This window comes from Streptomyces cavernae (assembly GCF_004023625.1).
Lineage (GTDB): Bacteria > Actinomycetota > Actinomycetes > Streptomycetales > Streptomycetaceae > Streptomyces > Streptomyces cavernae.
The window spans coordinates 85,030-101,743 of the sequence record NZ_RPDJ01000016.1 but is presented as its reverse complement, the minus strand read 5'-3'; the positions used below and the strand labels follow the sequence as shown (position 1 = coordinate 101,743).

12 protein-coding genes are annotated in these 16,714 nt (G+C 71.7%); 8 read left to right on the top strand and 4 right to left on the bottom strand.

The window, feature by feature from the left end:
- Positions 1–29 precede the first annotated feature (29 nt).
- Entirely contained in the window at positions 30–1,574 is a 1,545-nt protein-coding gene (locus EF387_RS26590) for a M23 family metallopeptidase (protein WP_128379130.1), read from the bottom strand.
- Positions 1,575–2,068: 494 nt separating this feature from the next.
- Positions 2,069–2,926 (bottom strand): esterase/lipase family protein, encoded by an 858-nt coding sequence (locus tag EF387_RS26585; RefSeq protein WP_128379129.1) that lies wholly within the window; start codon positions 2,924–2,926, stop codon positions 2,069–2,071.
- Positions 2,927–3,480: 554 nt separating this feature from the next.
- On the opposite strand from EF387_RS26585, the gene EF387_RS26580 reads away from it, so the two are divergent.
- Positions 3,481–3,897 carry a coenzyme B12-dependent isobutyryl CoA mutase small subunit gene (locus EF387_RS26580; RefSeq protein ID WP_128379274.1) on the top strand — a complete coding sequence of 139 codons (417 nt, stop codon included), beginning with the start codon at positions 3,481–3,483 and terminating at the stop codon, positions 3,895–3,897.
- A 212-nt stretch (positions 3,898–4,109) separates the two neighbouring features.
- Here the strand turns inward: EF387_RS26580 and EF387_RS26575 are convergent, their stop codons facing one another.
- The gene (locus EF387_RS26575; RefSeq protein ID WP_128379128.1) at positions 4,110–5,723 is read right to left on the bottom strand and encodes a DUF5691 domain-containing protein; all 1,614 of its coding nucleotides are present in this window, start codon (positions 5,721–5,723) and stop codon (positions 4,110–4,112) included.
- 23 nt (positions 5,724–5,746) lie between these two features.
- A complete protein-coding gene (locus EF387_RS26570) occupies positions 5,747–7,117 on the bottom strand; it encodes an SWIM zinc finger family protein (protein WP_128379127.1) in 1,371 nt (456 codons plus the stop codon).
- A gap of 134 nt (positions 7,118–7,251) precedes the next feature.
- Here EF387_RS26570 and EF387_RS26565 point away from each other — a divergent pair, with 134 nt between their 5' ends.
- The 7 genes from EF387_RS26565 to sucC all read left to right on the top strand — a co-directional run bounded on the left by EF387_RS26565 (position 7,252) and on the right by sucC (position 16,695).
- Positions 7,252–8,439 carry an ATP-binding protein gene (locus EF387_RS26565; RefSeq protein WP_128379126.1) on the top strand — a complete coding sequence of 396 codons (1,188 nt, stop codon included), beginning with the start codon at positions 7,252–7,254 and terminating at the stop codon, positions 8,437–8,439.
- Positions 8,436–8,573, top strand: coding sequence for a hypothetical protein (locus EF387_RS46775; RefSeq protein WP_155589789.1), 138 nt, complete (start codon positions 8,436–8,438; stop codon positions 8,571–8,573). Before EF387_RS26565 ends, EF387_RS46775 begins: the two co-directional genes overlap by 4 nt.
- Complete coding sequence (locus EF387_RS26560; RefSeq protein ID WP_128379125.1) at positions 8,563–11,313, top strand: DUF5682 family protein; 2,751 nt, start codon at positions 8,563–8,565, stop codon at positions 11,311–11,313. The genes EF387_RS46775 and EF387_RS26560 overlap by 11 nt, the downstream gene beginning before the upstream one ends.
- Positions 11,310–12,509, top strand: a complete 1,200-nt coding sequence (locus tag EF387_RS26555; RefSeq protein ID WP_238431713.1) for a VWA domain-containing protein — start codon at positions 11,310–11,312, stop codon at positions 12,507–12,509. Before EF387_RS26560 ends, EF387_RS26555 begins: the two co-directional genes overlap by 4 nt.
- Positions 12,510–12,724: 215 nt before the next feature.
- Positions 12,725–13,687, top strand: a complete 963-nt coding sequence (locus tag EF387_RS26550; RefSeq protein ID WP_128379124.1) for a hypothetical protein — start codon at positions 12,725–12,727, stop codon at positions 13,685–13,687.
- Positions 13,688–13,885: 198 nt separating this feature from the next.
- Positions 13,886–15,088 carry a hypothetical protein gene (locus EF387_RS26545; RefSeq protein WP_128379123.1) on the top strand — a complete coding sequence of 401 codons (1,203 nt, stop codon included), beginning with the start codon at positions 13,886–13,888 and terminating at the stop codon, positions 15,086–15,088.
- Between the two features lie 425 nt (positions 15,089–15,513).
- A complete protein-coding gene (gene sucC, locus EF387_RS26540; protein WP_128379122.1) occupies positions 15,514–16,695 on the top strand; it encodes an ADP-forming succinate--CoA ligase subunit beta in 1,182 nt (393 codons plus the stop codon).
- Positions 16,696–16,714 lie beyond the last annotated feature (19 nt).

The window sequence follows — 16,714 nt, the reverse complement described above, 5'->3', positions numbered from 1 at the left end:
CCTGACTCTCGTCGGGTCCAGCCGGTGGTCTACGTCGGGTTCAGTCCGTGGCTGCGGAGCCACGGCAGCGGGTCTATGGGCGAACCCCCGCCAGGTCGGACCTCGAAGTGCAGATGCGGTCCCGTGGAGTTCCCAGAGTTTCCGGAGTACGCGATCGGATCGCCGGCCTTCACGGCCGTACCGGACGCGACCCGGTACGTGGCGAGGTGGCAGTACCACGTCTCGGTGCCGTCCTTCGCGGTGAGGATCACCATGTTCCCGTACGCACTGTTCCACTGCGTACGGACGGTGCCATCGGTCGCGGCCATCACCGTCGTCCCGTACGAGACGGGGAAGTCGATTCCGGTGTGCGCGGACATCCAGTTGATGCCGGCCTGACCGTAGTAGGCGCTGAGCCCCTTCTGCGCGACCGGCAGTGCGAACTTCGGCCGCAGCCGCTCCTTGCGGGCCGCCTCGGCCAGCGCCCTCTTCCGGTCGGCCTCCTGCTGGGCCTTGAGGTCGATGCGCTCCTGGGTGCGGCTGGCGCGGTCGGCGTAGTCGTCGGCGGCCGCGGAGAGTGCCTCGAGCTGGGTGTCCAGCTTGTTGTTGGCGGTGGCCGCCTGCACGGCGGTGTCCTTCGCCGCCTTGGTGGTGTTCTCCTTGGTGTCGTCCAGGCCCGCGCCCACCGAGGCGGCGGCGATCCCGGCCACGCCCATCACACAGGCCGAGGGCACAGCGACGGTGAGCATCGCGGAACGTTTCGCGGGAGGACGGCGGCGGGAACGGTTTGCCGACCGGGGGCGCGGGATCGTCTCCTCGACACCCTCGAGCAGCACCGGTTCGTCGCCCTCGGCGGCCTCCTCGTGCGCTACGTGCTCGAAGACGGAGGTGGCCTGCTGGTCGAAGGGCACGCCCTCATAGGCATCGCCGGACTGCTTGTGGCCGTGCTCGTACTGCTCGTGCGCCTGCTCGTACTGCTCGTGCCCGTCCGGCTGTGGATGCTCATAGGCTTCCGTCGGCTGCGGCTTGTACGCCTCGTGGGTGTCCTGCGTGCCGCCGTCCGAGTTCCAGGCCGTCGCGTCGTACACGCCGGTCTCGAAGGTGGGCGCCGTCCAGTGCTGGGTGAGGCCCGACTGGTCGGCGGTCTGCGCCCAGGCGCCGGCGTCCCACTGGCCGCTGGGGTCGGGCCCCGTGGGCTGGGTGGGGATCTCGGCGAGGTGCTGGAAGCCGGAGCCTCCCCAGACGCCGCTGGTGTCGTAGTTGCCGGTCTCGTACGCCGCGAGGTGCTGGGCCGCGTACGGGTCGTAGTTCAGCGTCCCGTGGGTGCCGCCCAGCGTGTCGTGGCCGCCGGTGGACCACTGGGTGGCGTCGTACGAGCCGGAGTCCTGCCCGCCCGGAAGATCCCCGAAGAGGGGGTCCGTCTCGAAGGCCGAGGTGGCGTACGCGGTCGCGAAACCGCCCGCCGTGTGGCCGTCGTAAGAAGTGAAGCCGCCGTATGTGGCGCCCTGCTGGTCGTACGACGCGTAGTGCGCCGAAGCGGCCTCGGGAGCCGGAGCCGGGGTGGTCATGATCCCCGACGGGTGACGGTCGTTCACCAACTTCTCTTTCGCCTCGGCAGCAGGGGCTGGCAGAGCAGTGCGGCGACTGTACCCGGCGGTCCGCGGGCGCGACAATCTTCAACAGGTTTTACGGATGCAGGAAAGGGGCATTCGGACGTCTTTCGGGGCTCCCTCGGTAAGACCTTGGCTTTGCGTTCGAAATGCGTTCGATGGTGTGGGGCGCTTTCGACTGGGGCGTGCGGGGGTGTGCTCGAGGGGTCTTTGGGTGCCGCGGGGCGCCCAGAGGGTGCGACTGAAGGCTGAAAGTTGCCGCAGGACGTCAAGGATCGGTCGTTGTCGGTCACTCGTCGGTCATTGCTGGGCGTCTCCGCCGAGTCGGCTTGACGACGGGCGATTCGGTGGTCCTGCCGCCTGCCGCCTGCCGCCTGCCGCCTGCCGTCCGTCAGCTGCCCCGGCTGTCTGCCGTCCGTCAGTTGGCGCCCGCCGGGCGCCTTCCGTCTCGCTGCCGGGCTGCGGAGGCCGGTGCTGTGTCAGGCCACCGTCAGTCCGTCGGCTCCGGTGGCGGCAAGGGGTCCGGAGTCCTCGGTCTCCAGGGCCTGCCTTATCCCCGTCGCGACCGCCGGGTGCACGGGCAGGGCGAGATGGCCGATGCCGCTCACCCTGACGTTCTCCGCGAGCAGGTCCGGATGGGTGATGCAGGCCGTCTCCAACGGGTCCATCAACTGGTCCAAATCGCTCCAGAAGCTGACGAACCGGGTGCGGCAGTTTGGCGCGGGTTCGGACAGTTCCTCGATGACCGCGGAACCGGGTCGCATCTGACGGACGATCGGGTGGGCGTCCATCACCGGAACCACACGGGTACCGCCGTGCGGGGTGCCGAGGGTTACCAGGGTGCGAACCCGGACGTCACCGCCCAGTCGCTGCACGTAATAGCGCGCGATCAGCCCGCCGAGGCTGTGACCGACGATGTCCACCTCAGGCTGTCCGGTCCGCTCACAAATCTCCTCTATGTGCCGGCCGAGCAGTTCTGCGGCCGTCCTTATGTCGCAGGTCATCGGTGAGTAGTTGAGCGACTCGACCTGGTGCCTGCCGTGCTGGGCGAGGGAGCGGCGCAGCAGGACGAAGACCGAACGGTTGTCGATGAAGCCGTGCAGCAGCACGACGGGGGGTGTGGCCTCGGTGGGCAGGGATGTGGTGTCGGGCGGGAGGGGGAGCGGGCGGGTACGGCGCTCCTGGGCGATGCCGGACGGGTAAAGCAGGAGGTGCCCGGCGAGGATCGCCACCTCCAACGCGGTCGCCTTCAGTAGCGCGATGGAGAGCCCGGCCAGCCTGCTGGGAAACAGGCGCTGGCAGAGCGGCAGAAAGGGCAGAACCCTGGTGACCTTCATGGCCGACCTCCCGTCGGCACTCCGAGGACGGCTCTGTCCCCCGTGTGCCCTCATGGTGAGCCTGGAACGAGGCCGGCGCCGCACGAGTGGCGTTGGCTTACGCCGGTGGAGTGACGATAAGCCCTCCTTGTGCGGTTGCCGAAGAGCCCCACCACCCGCCGTGCGGTCGATGGGCTGGTGCGGCGACCTCGAAGCGGCTCCCCTTGCGACTGTCCCTGTGCGGCCCGTCCCGGAAGGCCTGGAGCAGTGCGCGGCGAACGTGTCCCACCGTGTGATTTCCCCCTCGGTTGGTGCCATGAAACTGCCGGTTGCGGGATGCTGGCGATAACGTTCGTTCACTTCCCGGCGCTCGCTGGTGTCGCCGGGTGGGGCGGGTGTTGGAGTTGTTCGACGCTTGATGTGGGTTGAAGAGGGTCGGTTCGGGTTGGTACTGGCTCTGTGCCCCTGTTTGGGTGAACCTGTATCCAGCTGTACTGACTCGTAAAGACTCTTTCGGCCCATATGGGCCTGCGTAGTTTTCTGCTGATCGGTGTAATCGGTTCATGGAGGCAGTGATGGGTGTGGCAGCCGGTCCGATCCGCGTGGTGGTGGCCAAGCCGGGGCTCGACGGGCACGACCGTGGTGCGAAGGTGATCGCCCGGGCGCTGCGGGACGCCGGTATGGAGGTCATCTACACGGGGCTGCACCAGACTCCCGAGCAGATCGTGGACACCGCGATCCAGGAGGACGCCGACGCGATCGGGCTCTCCATTCTTTCCGGAGCCCACAACACGCTCTTCGCGGCGGTCATCGCGCTTCTGAAGGAGCGCGACGCGGAGGACATCAAGGTCTTCGGCGGCGGGATCATTCCTGAGGCGGACATTCCTCCGCTCAAGGAGAAGGGTGTGGCCGAGATCTTCACACCCGGGGCCACCACGCAGTCGATCGTTGAATGGGTGCGGGAGAACGTGCGCCAGCCGGCGGAGGCGTAGGAGCGCGGCTGTCGCGCGGCGCCACCCACGGGCGGCGGGTTGCCGGTGATTCGCCCTACGCCCCTTCCCGTCCCGGGAATCCGGCGAATCCCGGGGGATCCCCGGGACGTCCGGGATCCCCGGGACTCCGGGATCCCCAGGACGTCCGGGAAATGGAGATGGGTAGCGGGGAGGGCGAACAGCCCGCACCCGGTCCGCCCGGGTCACCCTTCCTAAGGAGCGGTCAGCTCTTCGCGGATGGTCGCACGCAGGCGCAGCGTGCCCGCCAGCCGTTGAAAGGCCTCAGCCCAGTACCCGCCGGCGCCGGGCGAGGCGTCTTCCGGTTCGTCGGGAGTGGCGGTCAGCGCGTCGAGGCGGGTGGCCTCCGCGGGGTCGAGGCAGCGCTCGGCGAGCCCCATCACCCCGCTGAAGCTCCAGGGATAGCTGCCCGCGTCACGGGCGATGTTGAGTGCGTCCACCACCGCCCGCCCCAACGGCTCCGTCCAGGGCACCGCACAGACCCCGAGCAACTGGAACGCCTCCGAGAGCCCGTGCGCGGCGATGAAGCCGGCCACCCACGTGGCCCTCTCCTCCTTGTCCAGTGTCGCGAGCAGCTTCGCCCGCTCGGCCAGCGAGACCGCTCCGGGGCCCCCGGCCTCCGGTGAGGCCGGGGCGCCGAGCAGGGCCCGGGCCCACAGCGGATCGCGCTGCCGCACGGCGGCCCGGCACCATGCCGCGTGCAGTTCCGCCCGCCAGTCGTCGGCAACGGGCAGCGCCACGATCTCCTCCGGACCGCGCCCCCCGAGCCGGCCGGTCCAGGTGTCCAGTGGCGCCGCCTCCACCAGCTGGCCCAGCCACCATGACCGTTCCCCCCGCCCGGCCGGGGCCTTGGCGACCATCCCGTCGCGCTCCATTCCCGCGTCGCATTCGTGCGGTGCCTCGACCATGATCGTCGCTGTCTCCGCCGTGGGGTCGACGACCACGCAGGACGCCGCCCGGGCCGCCATCCGCCCGGCCAGCTCCGAATCGGGCAGCGCCGACAGCAACTCCGCCGCAGTCGACCGTACGTTGCGGCTGCGGTCCGCCAAGGCCCGCTCCAGGAAGGGCTCGTCCGCCGCGGACAGGCCCGTCCGGAGAGAGTCGAGGAACATCAGCCGGTCCTCGGCGCGCTCCGTGGTCCACGTCGTGTCGAGCAACTCCCTCGCCTTCGCCGGGGTGTGCGCACGCAGCGCGGTGAGCAGCGCCACCCGTTCGGCGAACAGCCCTTCCTGCCAAAGTCGTTCCACTCCCTCCGGCTCCGCGGGTGACGGCAGTGCGGCGCCGCCGCCGGGTGCCGCGCGCAGAGCGAACCGCCAGTCCGGGTTCAGACGCGCCAGCCACAACGCCCGTGGTCCGGCGAACCGCAGTGCCGCCGGGCGGAGGTCCGTGCGACCGCGCGCCGCGTCCAGCAGCGGAGGGAGGGCTTCCGGCGGTGGTGCGAAGCCGCGCTCGTTCGCCAGCGCCAGCCACTGTGGCAGCAGCTCCATCAGGTCCGGGGCCGAACCGCGGCGCCCGCCGCCACCCGTTGCGGGGCGGTCGGACAGGAGCATCGTGAGGCGCCGGGCCGCCGCCGGGGGGAGCAGCGGACGGGTGTCCACTGCCGCGGGCTCAGGGCGCGGTGCCGCAGGGGCCGGGCGCAGTCCGGCCCTGCGGCGTACCGTCTGTACGGCCGCAGCGTCCAGCAGTGCCACCGGAGCGTCCCGCCCCGCCGCTTCCACGGGCGGTGTGCGCCGGTCGGTGCCGAGCAGTGCCGCGGTGACCAGTTCTTCCCAAAGGACGGGAGCCGCAGCCGAGTCCGAGGGGCTCACCGCGTCCTCCTTCCGCGATCGTGTCAGCACAGTGCCACCGCCGCTCCCTCCGCCTCGGGCCAGGCCGTCAGCGGAGTGAAGCCGCGGTGGCCCAACTCGCCGAAGACCGTGACCGGAGCGCCGCCGGACAGCGCCGCGAGGCGCCACAGGCCCGGGCGGGAAGTGAACGCCGGAGTGAGCGGGAGGGCCAGGTCGCCGTCCGCGTCGGCCAGTTGCCAGATGCTCGAGTTGTCGTCGTCCGTGTTCTGCGCCGGTGTCGGTATGACGCGCTCCAAGGTCAAGGGGTATGAGTCGAGCCACGGGTCGTTGTGCAGCGCCTCGCCGTAGCGGGCCGCCGCCTGGGACGGGGTCCGGCCCCTGGGGCGTGTCGCGGTGGGGGCCGGGGGCGCGAACTGTTCGCCGAGTGCCGCCCGCAGCTGCCCAGCGCCCGGGTACAGCGACAGCTCGGCCTCCAGGGCCAGACCGACCGGCAGCGTCAGCTCCGGGGCGCGGCCCGCGGCCCCGTACGACACCAGTAGACGTATCTGCTGCGACCGCGTTCCGTACAGCCAGACACGACGGGTCGTCAGGCGGCTGTCGCCCGTGTCGTACTGGGCCAGGATCAGCCAACTGTCACGTTGCGGGGGGCCGTCGGGAGAGCCGGGCAGACCGACCCGCGAGCGGACCGTCGCCGCAAGGCCCTCCGGCAGCTCCCCCCGGCGCAGCCAGCCCTGATCGAGGAGGTGCAGCAGCGCGCACTCCTCCAGCAGTCGCACCGGCCAGCCCGGGCCGGACCCCGGTATCGCCCCCAACTCCCTTACCCGCGCGGCCAGTCCCGGGGCCTGCGCGTCGACCATCCGGGCCGCCGTCTCCTCCCAAGGGCCGTACCCCGCCCGCTCCGCGGACGCGAGGCCCTCGCGCAGGAGATCCGCCAAGCGCTGCTCCAGCTCCGTGGCCCCCGCGGTGATCCGTTCGGCGCGGCGCTCGGCCCTGCGGCGCGCCGCCTCCGGATCACCCGCCGTGGAACTCCCGCCGCCCGCCGACCGCTTGTCCTCCACACGCTTTCGCCGGCCCGCGAGCCACTGCTCCGCCCAGTCCGGAGCCTGCGACGTGGGCACCGCTCCGTCCCCGCCCGCCCACAGCAACAACAGTCCCAGTGCGTGCTTGCACGGGAACTTGCGGCTGGGACAACTGCACTTGTATGCCGGCCCCGCGGCGTCCGCGAGATCGATCACCGTCTGGTACGGCTTGCTCCCACTGCCCTTGCACAGCCCCCACACCGTCCCCTCGTCCGAGCTGCCGGCCTCCGACCACGGTCCGGCCGCGCCGAGTTTGCTGCCTGCTTTGCGTGACGCGACATCAGGCGCCAGTGCCAGCACCTGGTCCGCCGTCCAGCGCACCCCCTGCTGAGTCATGTCGTCGACGGTAGGACCCACCACTGACAATCGACTCCCGCGACGCCGTTTCCGCAGGTCACAACGCATTGTCAGTGGCGTGGTGCACGGTAGTCACCAGAACCGAACCGGCCGAGCTGGAGGGGGACTCAGCCATGCCTGTGTCCGTTGAGCCGACGACCGTCGAACAGGGTCACGACCAGTCCGCGGGTGCGAACGCGCACACGGACGCGGGCGCCCGCCCGCCCGTGGAGCAGGCGGCGGCGACCGCTCTGCGCCCGCACGCCGAGAACGCCTTCGCGGCCGAGCTGACGGCGCTGGCCGCGCAGGACGACCGGCCGCGCCCGGCCCGCTGGAAGCTGTCGCCGTGGGCCGTCGCCACCTATCTGCTCGGCGGCACCCTGCCCGACGGCACGGTGATCACGCCGAAGTACGTGGGCCCGCGCCGTATCGTCGAGGTCGCCGTCACCACCCTCGCCACGGACCGGGCGCTGCTGCTGCTCGGCGTGCCCGGCACCGCGAAGACCTGGGTCTCGGAGCACCTCGCCGCCGCGGTCAGCGGTGACTCGACGCTGCTGGTGCAGGGCACGGCCGGGACGCCTGAGGAGGCCATCCGCTACGGCTGGAACTACGCGCGGCTGCTCGCCCACGGGCCGAGCCGTGACGCGCTCGTGCCCAGCCCGGTCATGCGGGCCATGGCGGAGGGGATGACGGCCCGGGTCGAGGAACTGACGCGAATCCCGGCGGATGTCCAGGACACCTTGATCACGATCCTGTCCGAGAAGACCCTGCCGATACCGGAACTGGGCGAGGAGGTGCAGGCCGTTCGGGGTTTCAACCTCATCGCCACGGCGAACGATCGGGACCGCGGCGTCAACGACCTGTCCAGCGCGCTGCGCCGCCGCTTCAACACCGTGGTGCTGCCGCTGCCGGAGAGCGCCGACGCCGAGGTCGACATCGTCTCGCGTCGTGTCGACCAGATCGGCCGCTCGCTGGACCTGCCGGCCGTGCCGGACGGCATCGCCGAGATCCGCCGGGTCGTCACGGTCTTCCGCGAACTGCGCGACGGTGTCACGGCGGACGGACGTACGAAGCTGAAGTCGCCCAGCGGCACGCTCTCGACCGCCGAGGCGATCTCCGTCGTCACCAACGGGCTCGCCCTGGCAGCCCACTTCGGCGACGGCGTGCTGCGTCCCGGTGACGTCGCTGCGGGCATCCTCGGCGCCGTGGTCCGCGACCCGGCGGCCGACCGGGTGATCTGGCAGGAGTACCTCGAGGCCGTGGTCCGGGAGCGTGACGGCTGGAAGGACTTCTACCGGGCGTGCCGGGAGGTGAGCGCGTGACGGGACTTGTGCGGGGCATCACCGGGAGCTGGTTCGAGCCGTCGGGGCGTGAGGGGGAGCGCATGGTGCTGTGGGCTGTCGATCCGGAAGAGGACACGGGCTGGGGCAAGAGGGAGGCACGCGATGGGCGCTGAGCAGCAGCGGGACGGAGGGCCGCTGCTGCTCGGGGTGAGGCACCACGGGCCCGGGTCGGCCCGTGCGGTGCGGGCCGCGCTGGAAGCGGCCCGGCCCTCGGTGGTGCTCATCGAGGGTCCGCCGGAGGCCGATGCGCTGATTCCCCTGGCCGCCGACGAGGCCATGCGGCCCCCGGTCGCGCTCCTCGCTCATGCCGTCGACGAGCCGGGCCGCTCGGCCTTCTGGCCGCTGGCCGAGTTCTCCCCGGAGTGGGTGGCCATCCGCTGGTCCCTTGAGCAGGGCGTCCCGGCCCGCTTCATCGACCTCCCGGCGACGCACACGCTGGCCTGGGGAAGGGAGGACGGCGCGGCCGGGGGGCCGCCGCACGGGCCGGGGGCCGTGGAGGGGGAGGCACCGGGTGGACCGGCGGCCGCGGGTTTTGCCGCCGGTTCCCCTGCCGGGACCGGCGCGGCCGCGTCGCCCAAGCGTGCCGACGCGGCCCGTTCGGGCGACGGCACGGGGGCTGTGCCGGCGGGCGGCAGCAGCGGTGCGGGCGGTTCCCGGGAAGCCGGGGGAGCGGCACGGGTCGCAGCGCCGCCGACCGCTGGCGCGGCGCCGCCCGCGGCCGGTCTGACGGCTGACGCCAGGGCGGGGGTCGGCGCTTCGCGTGTGTCCGATGGTTCGTCCGGGCCGTCGGATCCGTCCGGACCGTCGGATCCGCCAGGACCGCCCGGTCCGTCGAGCCTGTCGGATCCGCCCGGTTCGCCGGACGGGGTGGGCCCGGCCGGGGACGACGCCGTACGGATCGATCCGCTGGCCGTGCTGGCGGAGGCCGCTGGTTACGACGATCCCGAGCGTTGGTGGGAGGACGTCGTCGAGCACCGGGGTACGGGAGAGGCCGACCCGTTCGGGCCCTTCGAGGTACTCGAAGAGGCCATGGCGGCTCTGCGCGAGACCTACGGCGTCGGAGGGCACACGCGGGATCTCGTACGGGAGGCCCATATGCGGCTTCAGGTACGCGCGGCACAGCGGGAGTTCGGCGCGGGGGTGGCCGTGGTGTGCGGGGCGTGGCATGTGCCCGCACTGCGGGAGAAGCGCGCCGTGGCCGCGGACCGGGCCCTGGTCAGGGGGCTGGCCAAGGTCAAGACCGACATGACCTGGGTGCCGTGGACCTACCGGCGGCTGTCGCGGGTCAGCGGGTACGGGGCGGGGATCGAGTCGCCGGGATGGTACGGGCATCTGTTCAGCGTTCCCGACCGGCCCGTCGAGCGGTGGATGACCAAGGTCGCCGGGCTGTTGCGGGAGGAGGACCGCATCGTGTCGTCGGCGCACGTCATCGAGGCGGTGCGGCTCGCCGAGACACTGGCCGTGGTGCGCGGGCGCCCGCTCGCGGGCCTGGGGGAGACGACCGACGCGGTGCGTGCGGTGATGTGCGAGGGCTCGGACGTCCCGCTGGGATTGGTGCACGAGCGGCTCGTCGTCGGGGAGGTCCTGGGCGAGGTGCCGGAGACCGCACCGGCCGTGCCGCTCCAGCGTGACCTCGACCGGCTCCAGCGCCGGCTGCGGCTGAGGCCCGAGGTGCAGGAGCGGGAGTTGGAGCTCGATCTGCGCAAGGACACCGACGCCGCCCGCAGCAGACTGCTGCACCGTCTGCGGCTCCTGGGCGTCGACTGGGGCGAGCCGGTGGCCTCACGCGGCAGCACGGGGACGTTCCGGGAGACCTGGCGGCTGCGCTGGGAGCCGGAGCTGGCGGTGCGGGTCGCCGAGGCGGGGGTGTGGGGCACCACCGTGCCGTCGGCCGCCACCGCCAAGGTGGAGACGGACGCCGTCGCCGCGCGGGCGCTCGCCGACGTCACGGCACTGGCCGAGCACTGTCTGCTGGCCGAACTCCCGGACGCGCTGCCCGTGGTGATGCGCGTCCTCGCCGACCGCGCGGCCCTGGACGCGGACGTCGGTCATCTGGCGCAGGCGCTCCCCGCCCTGGTCCGCTCCCTCCGCTACGGCGACGTCCGCGGCACGGACACGCAGGCACTCACGGAGGTGGCGGCGGGCCTCGCCGAACGGATCTTCGTCGGTCTGCCCCCGGCGTGTGCGGCCCTCGACGCCGAGGCGGCGGAGGAGATGCGCCGTCATGTGGACGCGGTGCACGGGGCGGTGGGACTGCTGGGGGAGGCGCGGAACGACAGCGTCCAGGGGGAGTCCGGGCAACGGCCCGTCATACGGCTGCGCTGGTACTCCGTGCTGCGGGTGCTGTGCGCTCGGGACGTCGTTCCCGGGGTGGTACGCGGACGCGCGGTGCGGCTGCTGCTGGACGACGGGGAACTGGCGCACGAGGAGGCGGCACGGCTGATGGGGCTCGTGCTGTCCCCGGGGACGGCGCCGGGGGACGCCGCAGCGTGGATCGAGGGTTTCGTGGGCGGCGGGTCCGGGGGCGGGCTACTGCTGGTGCATGACGAGCGACTGCTCGGACTGGTCGACGCCTGGCTGACCGGTGTGCCGGCGGACGCGTTCACGGACGTCCTGCCGCTGCTGCGGCGGACCTTCTCGGCCTACGAGCCCGGGGTGCGCAGGACGCTGGGTGAGCTGGTGCGACGGGGGCCCGGCGCACGGGGCGGCGCGTCGGGCGTCGTCGCCAGGGTGCCCGGGTTCGCGCCGGAACTCGACGACGAACGCGCGGACGCGGTGCTGCCGGTGCTGCGTCTGCTGCTGGGACTGGATGACAACGACCTTGTGAACGACCCAGTGGGGGTGGCCGGATGACGACTCCGACGAACGGCCCGGTGCGGTCGGCCGGGCCCGGGAGCCCGCCGTCCGGAGGGGACGAGCGGCTGCGGCGGTGGCGGCTCGTGCTCGGCGGGGACACCGCCGACGGGACCGGCTGCGCGCTCGGCGGGCGGGACGCGGCGATGGACGGAGCCCTCGCCGCGCTGTACGGAAAGGGCGACAAGGCGCGCCAGGGGCGGGACCGTTCGGCGGGGCTCGGGGCGTCGGCGCCGTCGGTGGCGCGCTGGCTGGGGGACATCCGGACCTACTTCCCCTCGTCCGTGGTCCAGGTGATGCAGCGGGACGCCATCGACCGGCTCGGGCTGTCCACCCTGCTGCTGGAACCGGAGATGCTGGAGGCGGTGGAGGCGGACGTACACCTCGTCGGCACCCTGCTGTCGCTGAACAAGGCGATGCCGGAGACCACGAAGGAGACGGCACGCGCGGTGGTCCGCAAGGTCGTCGAGGACCTGGAGAAGCGGCTCGCGACCCGCACCCGGGCCACCCTCACCGGCGCCCTCGACCGCAGCGCCCGGATCAGCCGGCCGCGTCACCACGACATCGACTGGAACCGCACGATCGCGGCCAACCTCAAGCACTACCTGCCCGAGTACCGCACGGTCGTGCCCGAGCGGCTGATCGGGTACGGGCGCGCCGCACAGTCGGTGAAGAAGGAGGTCATCCTCTGTATCGACCAGTCGGGGTCGATGGCGGCGTCGGTGGTGTACGCGTCGGTGTTCGGCGCAGTGCTGGCGTCGATGCGGTCCATCTCCACCCGGCTGGTTGTCTTCGACACCGCCGTGGTGGATCTCACCGATCAACTCGACGACCCGGTTGACGTGTTGTTCGGCACTCAGCTCGGCGGCGGCACGGACATCAACCGGGCGCTCGCGTACTGCCAGTCGCAGATCACCCGCCCCTCGGAGACCGTCGTCGTGCTGATCAGCGACCTCTACGAGGGCGGCATACGGAACGAGATGCTCAAGCGGGTCGCGGCGATGAAGGCGTCGGGGGTGCAGTTCGTGACACTGCTGGCGCTTTCCGACGAAGGGGCGCCCGCGTACGACCGCGAGCATGCGGCGGCCCTGGGGGCGCTGGGGGCACCGGCGTTCGCGTGCACACCCGACCTCTTCCCCGAGATCATGGCGGCGGCGATCGAGAAGCGGCCGTTGCCGATACCGGACAGTGCGTGACCTCCCGGGAAAACCGGATATGAGTACCCATCGGTAACGGGGGGCTTGCGCAACCTCGGGCGTCCCGTGCGAATATCGTCGCGACTGCGACGGTGCGCCGACTCGCGCCGCCCCCGCGCGTGCCCCCACTCCACGCGTTCGTCCCCCACCCCAGTACGGGAGCCTTCCTCGTTTTGACTGCTTCAGCAGCACTGACCGGTGCCGTACTGCGCAGCATGCGCAGTACCGCGGGTCGGCGTGTGACGCAAGTGGTGCTGCTGTTGGGCGGATTGGTGACGCTCGGTTTCATCTGGGGCGGGCAGGCGCAGGCGGACTCGGGCGGGGCCTCCTCGGGGATCGTTCCTTCTGCGAAGTCCGCGGTGGAGCAGGTCGTCCGGCCCGTCGTGAACCACCGGGCGGCACCGGGGCAACCCCTGGGCAACACGAAGGCATCGTCCGGTTCGACGGACAGGTCCGAAGTCCAGGGTGTCGTGCGGCGTGCGGACGACAGAGTGGTGCAGCCGGTGCGGGACGGTGTCGCGCGGTCGGTCGAGCGTGAGGTCGAGCGCTCGGCCGAGGGGGCGACGCGAGCGACGGGAGCGGTGAGGCCTGCGGGCGACGAGGTCGTACGGCCTGTCGGGGACCTCGTGGAGAGGGTCAGCGGCGAGGTCGCCGACGTACCCGCGCACTTGCCGGCGCTGTCTGCTCTTCCGAGAGTTCCCGGGATACCCGGGATACCCGGGATGCCCGGGATACCGGGGCTGCCGGAACTTCCCGATATCCCGGAGCCCCTCCCGCCGGTGGTCACCAACCCCCATCCAGGGGACGGAACGGGTGGGCCGGGCGGCAAAGCCGACAGCGCGACGCGCAGCGAAGAGGGGAGCCGCGGCGCGGCCCCCGCCTCGTACGGACCGCAGTTCACAGGCGGTTGGCTGTTGGTGCCGAGCGCACATGCGCGGCCCTCCGGCAGCCCGCAGCGGGACACGCACCGGCCCGCTCGCCAGGCACCCGGTGAGGATCCCGCAGGTGCGCTCGGCGGTCGGTCCGCCGTCGACAACGGGTCCACGCGGCACTCCGACGCGCACGCCGTCTCGTTCGATCAGCACATGACCGTGCGGCTCGCATACGGGGCAGTGGCCCGGGCCGCCGCGCACGCGACCCGCGAACGCCACCAGGACATACCGGAATTCCCCGGCTAGGGCAGATCCACCCGCGCAGAGACCTGCCGCGCGGGGGCGGGATCAGGTCTGCCCGCCGTCCGGACATCCCTCCGATCTCCGGACGGACAGCCATCCCGGTCACTGGTCGCTCGTCACCGTCATCGCAAAGGGACATCGACGTCCTGATTTCCTCGACCAGGGCCGGAATTCTCGGAATTCCGAAGGAATGACGCACGTATGAACAAGAACATCCGCCGCTCCATCGTCATAGCCGCCGGGGTCACCGGCGCGTGGGCGCTCGGTTCTACCGCCGCCGGCGCGGACGAACTGCCGCAGCCGTCCCTGTCCGTGCCGGACACCGACACCGGCGTCGCTGACGTCGCCGACGCCGTCGCCGCGCACAGCACGGCCGGTCACGCCGCCGGCGCCCACGTGGAGGTCTCCAACCCGGCCGGCCACGCCAAGTCCGCCGTCTCGCAGACGGCCGCCAAGGCGCAGGCGACCTCAGCCACCGCCCAGCAGACGGCAGCGACCGCCCAGCAGACGGCAGCGACCGCCCAGCAGACGGCAGCCAGCGCCAAGAAGACCGCAGCCGCTGCCCACAGGACGGTCACCACCGCCCAGAAGACCGCGACCACCGCTCCGAAGGCCGCCGCCGAGGCCAAGGAGGCCGGCGTGGGGGTCACCGCCCACGCCCAGGACACCGTCTCGGGTGCCACCGACGAGATCGACTACCTCTTCGGTCCACTCTCCGCCTTCGCCCCGGAGGTGGAGCGGGCCCTCACCGCGAAGGCCCAGTCCGCAGTCGCCGAGGCGCCCGGCACGGTCCAGGGCGTCGGCGGGACCGCGGGCCCGGTCGTCGACGAGACGGCGGCCGCCGCGCTGCCGCCCATCGCCGCCACGGCCGTGCACGGTGCGGTCCCCGTCGCCGGTCAGGCCGTCGGCGATGCGACCGCTCTGGCCGGCCTTGTGGTCGGCGACGTCCGGCCGTTCGCGGGCGGCGTGGCCGCCGAAGTGCCGCCGTTCGCGCACGGTGTCGCGGGTCAGGCCGCGCCCTTCGCGCAGGATCTCGTCGCCGGTGACGTCACCCCGTTCGCGGGCGGTGTCGTCGACTCCGCCGACCCGCTGGTGCGGACCGTCAGCGACCAGGTGAGCCCCGTCGTCCAGGGCGTCGGCGGAAGCGCCGCGGGCCTGGCACACGGACTCGCGGGCGACGTGCGGCCGCTCGCGCACGGTGTGGTCACGGACGTCACCCCGTTCGCGCAGGACGTCGTGACCGGCGATGCCGCCCCGTTCGCGGCCGGCCTCACCGGCACCGTGGAGGCCGGCGCCCAGCCGCTCGCGGACAACGCCGTCACGGGTGTCGAGGGCGTGGCCGACGCGGTCACCCCGAGCTATGTGCGGCCGTACGCCCAGCACGCCGCCCCGTACAGCATCTGAGCCGAGTCTGAGAAGCCTCTGACTCCGACCGGCCTCCGGAGGGAGTCAGAGGCGCGGACCCCGCCGATGCCGCGCGGCCGGACGGCCGAAATCCGTCGCCTCGTCCGGTCGCGCACCGGCCGCTGAGGGGGCGGTTTCCCGGGGACGGAAACCGCCCGCCATGAGGCCTTACGGGCCCTTCGAGGGGTCTCACCAGGCGTGCCCCCGCCCGGTGAGGCCCGCTCTGTGACCGTAATCACCGCTCATCTGTGAGATGCGATTTAGGGAGCCACGCCGACCGGGGATAATCTGCGAGACGGACATGCCGCGCGCTCGGACACCGTGTGCGCCTTCCTTGTGACACACAGCGGACGTCGTCACGTTGCCCTTCGCGGCACGCCCACGCATCCAACGAACCGCTAGATCACTGATAGGGACGGAAGCGCGTGGACCTGTTCGAGTACCAGGCGAGGGACCTCTTCGCCAAGCACGGTGTACCGGTGCTGGCCGGTGAAGTCATCGACACGCCTGAGGCGGCGCGCGAGATCACCGAGCGGCTGGGCGGCAAGTCGGTCGTCAAGGCCCAGGTGAAGGTCGGTGGTCGCGGCAAGGCCGGCGGCGTGAAGCTGGCCGCCACCCCGGACGAGGCAGTTGCCCGGGCGACGGACATCCTCGGTATGGACATCAAGGGCCACACGGTCCACAAGGTGATGATCGCCGAGACGGCTCCGGAGATCGTCGAGGAGTACTACGTCTCCTACCTCCTCGACCGCACGAACCGCACCTTCCTGGCCATGGCCTCCGTCGCCGGCGGCATGGACATCGAGGAAGTCGCGGCCACCACGCCCGAGAAGCTCGCCAAGATCCCCGTCGACGCCAACGAGGGCGTGACCAAGGAGAAGGCCCAGGAGATCGTCGCCGCGGCGCAGTTCCCGGCCGAGGTGGCCGACAAGGTCGCCGACGTCCTGGTCATCCTGTGGAAGACGTTCATCGCCGAGGACGCCCTCCTCGTCGAGGTGAACCCGCTCGCCAAGGTCGCCTCCGGTGACGTCCTGGCCCTCGACGGCAAGGTCTCGCTGGACGCGAACGCCGAGTTCCGTCACCCCGACTTCGAGGAGCTCGAGGACAAGGCGGCGGCCAACCCCCTCGAGGCCGCGGCCAAGGCCAAGAACCTCAACTACGTGAAGCTCGAGGGCGAGGTCGGCATCATCGGCAACGGTGCCGGTCTGGTCATGTCCACCCTCGACGTTGTCGCGTACGCCGGTGAGGCCCACAAGGGCGTCAAGCCCGCCAACTTCCTCGACATCGGTGGCGGCGCCTCGGCCGAGGTCATGGCGAACGGCCTGGAGATCATCCTGGGCGACCCGGACGTCAAGTCCGTCTTCGTCAACGTCTTCGGCGGCATCACCGCCTGCGACGCCGTCGCCAACGGCATCGTTCAGGCCCTGGAGCTCCTGAAGAGCAAGGGCGAAGAGGTCAACAAGCCGCTGGTCGTGCGTCTCGACGGCAACAACGCCGAGCTGGGCCGCAAGATCCTGACGGACGCCAACCACCCGCTCGTGCAGCAGGTGGACACCATGGACGGCGCGGCCGACAAGGCCGCCGAGCTGGCTGCTGCCGCGAAGTAAGGGACGAGGTCAAACACAA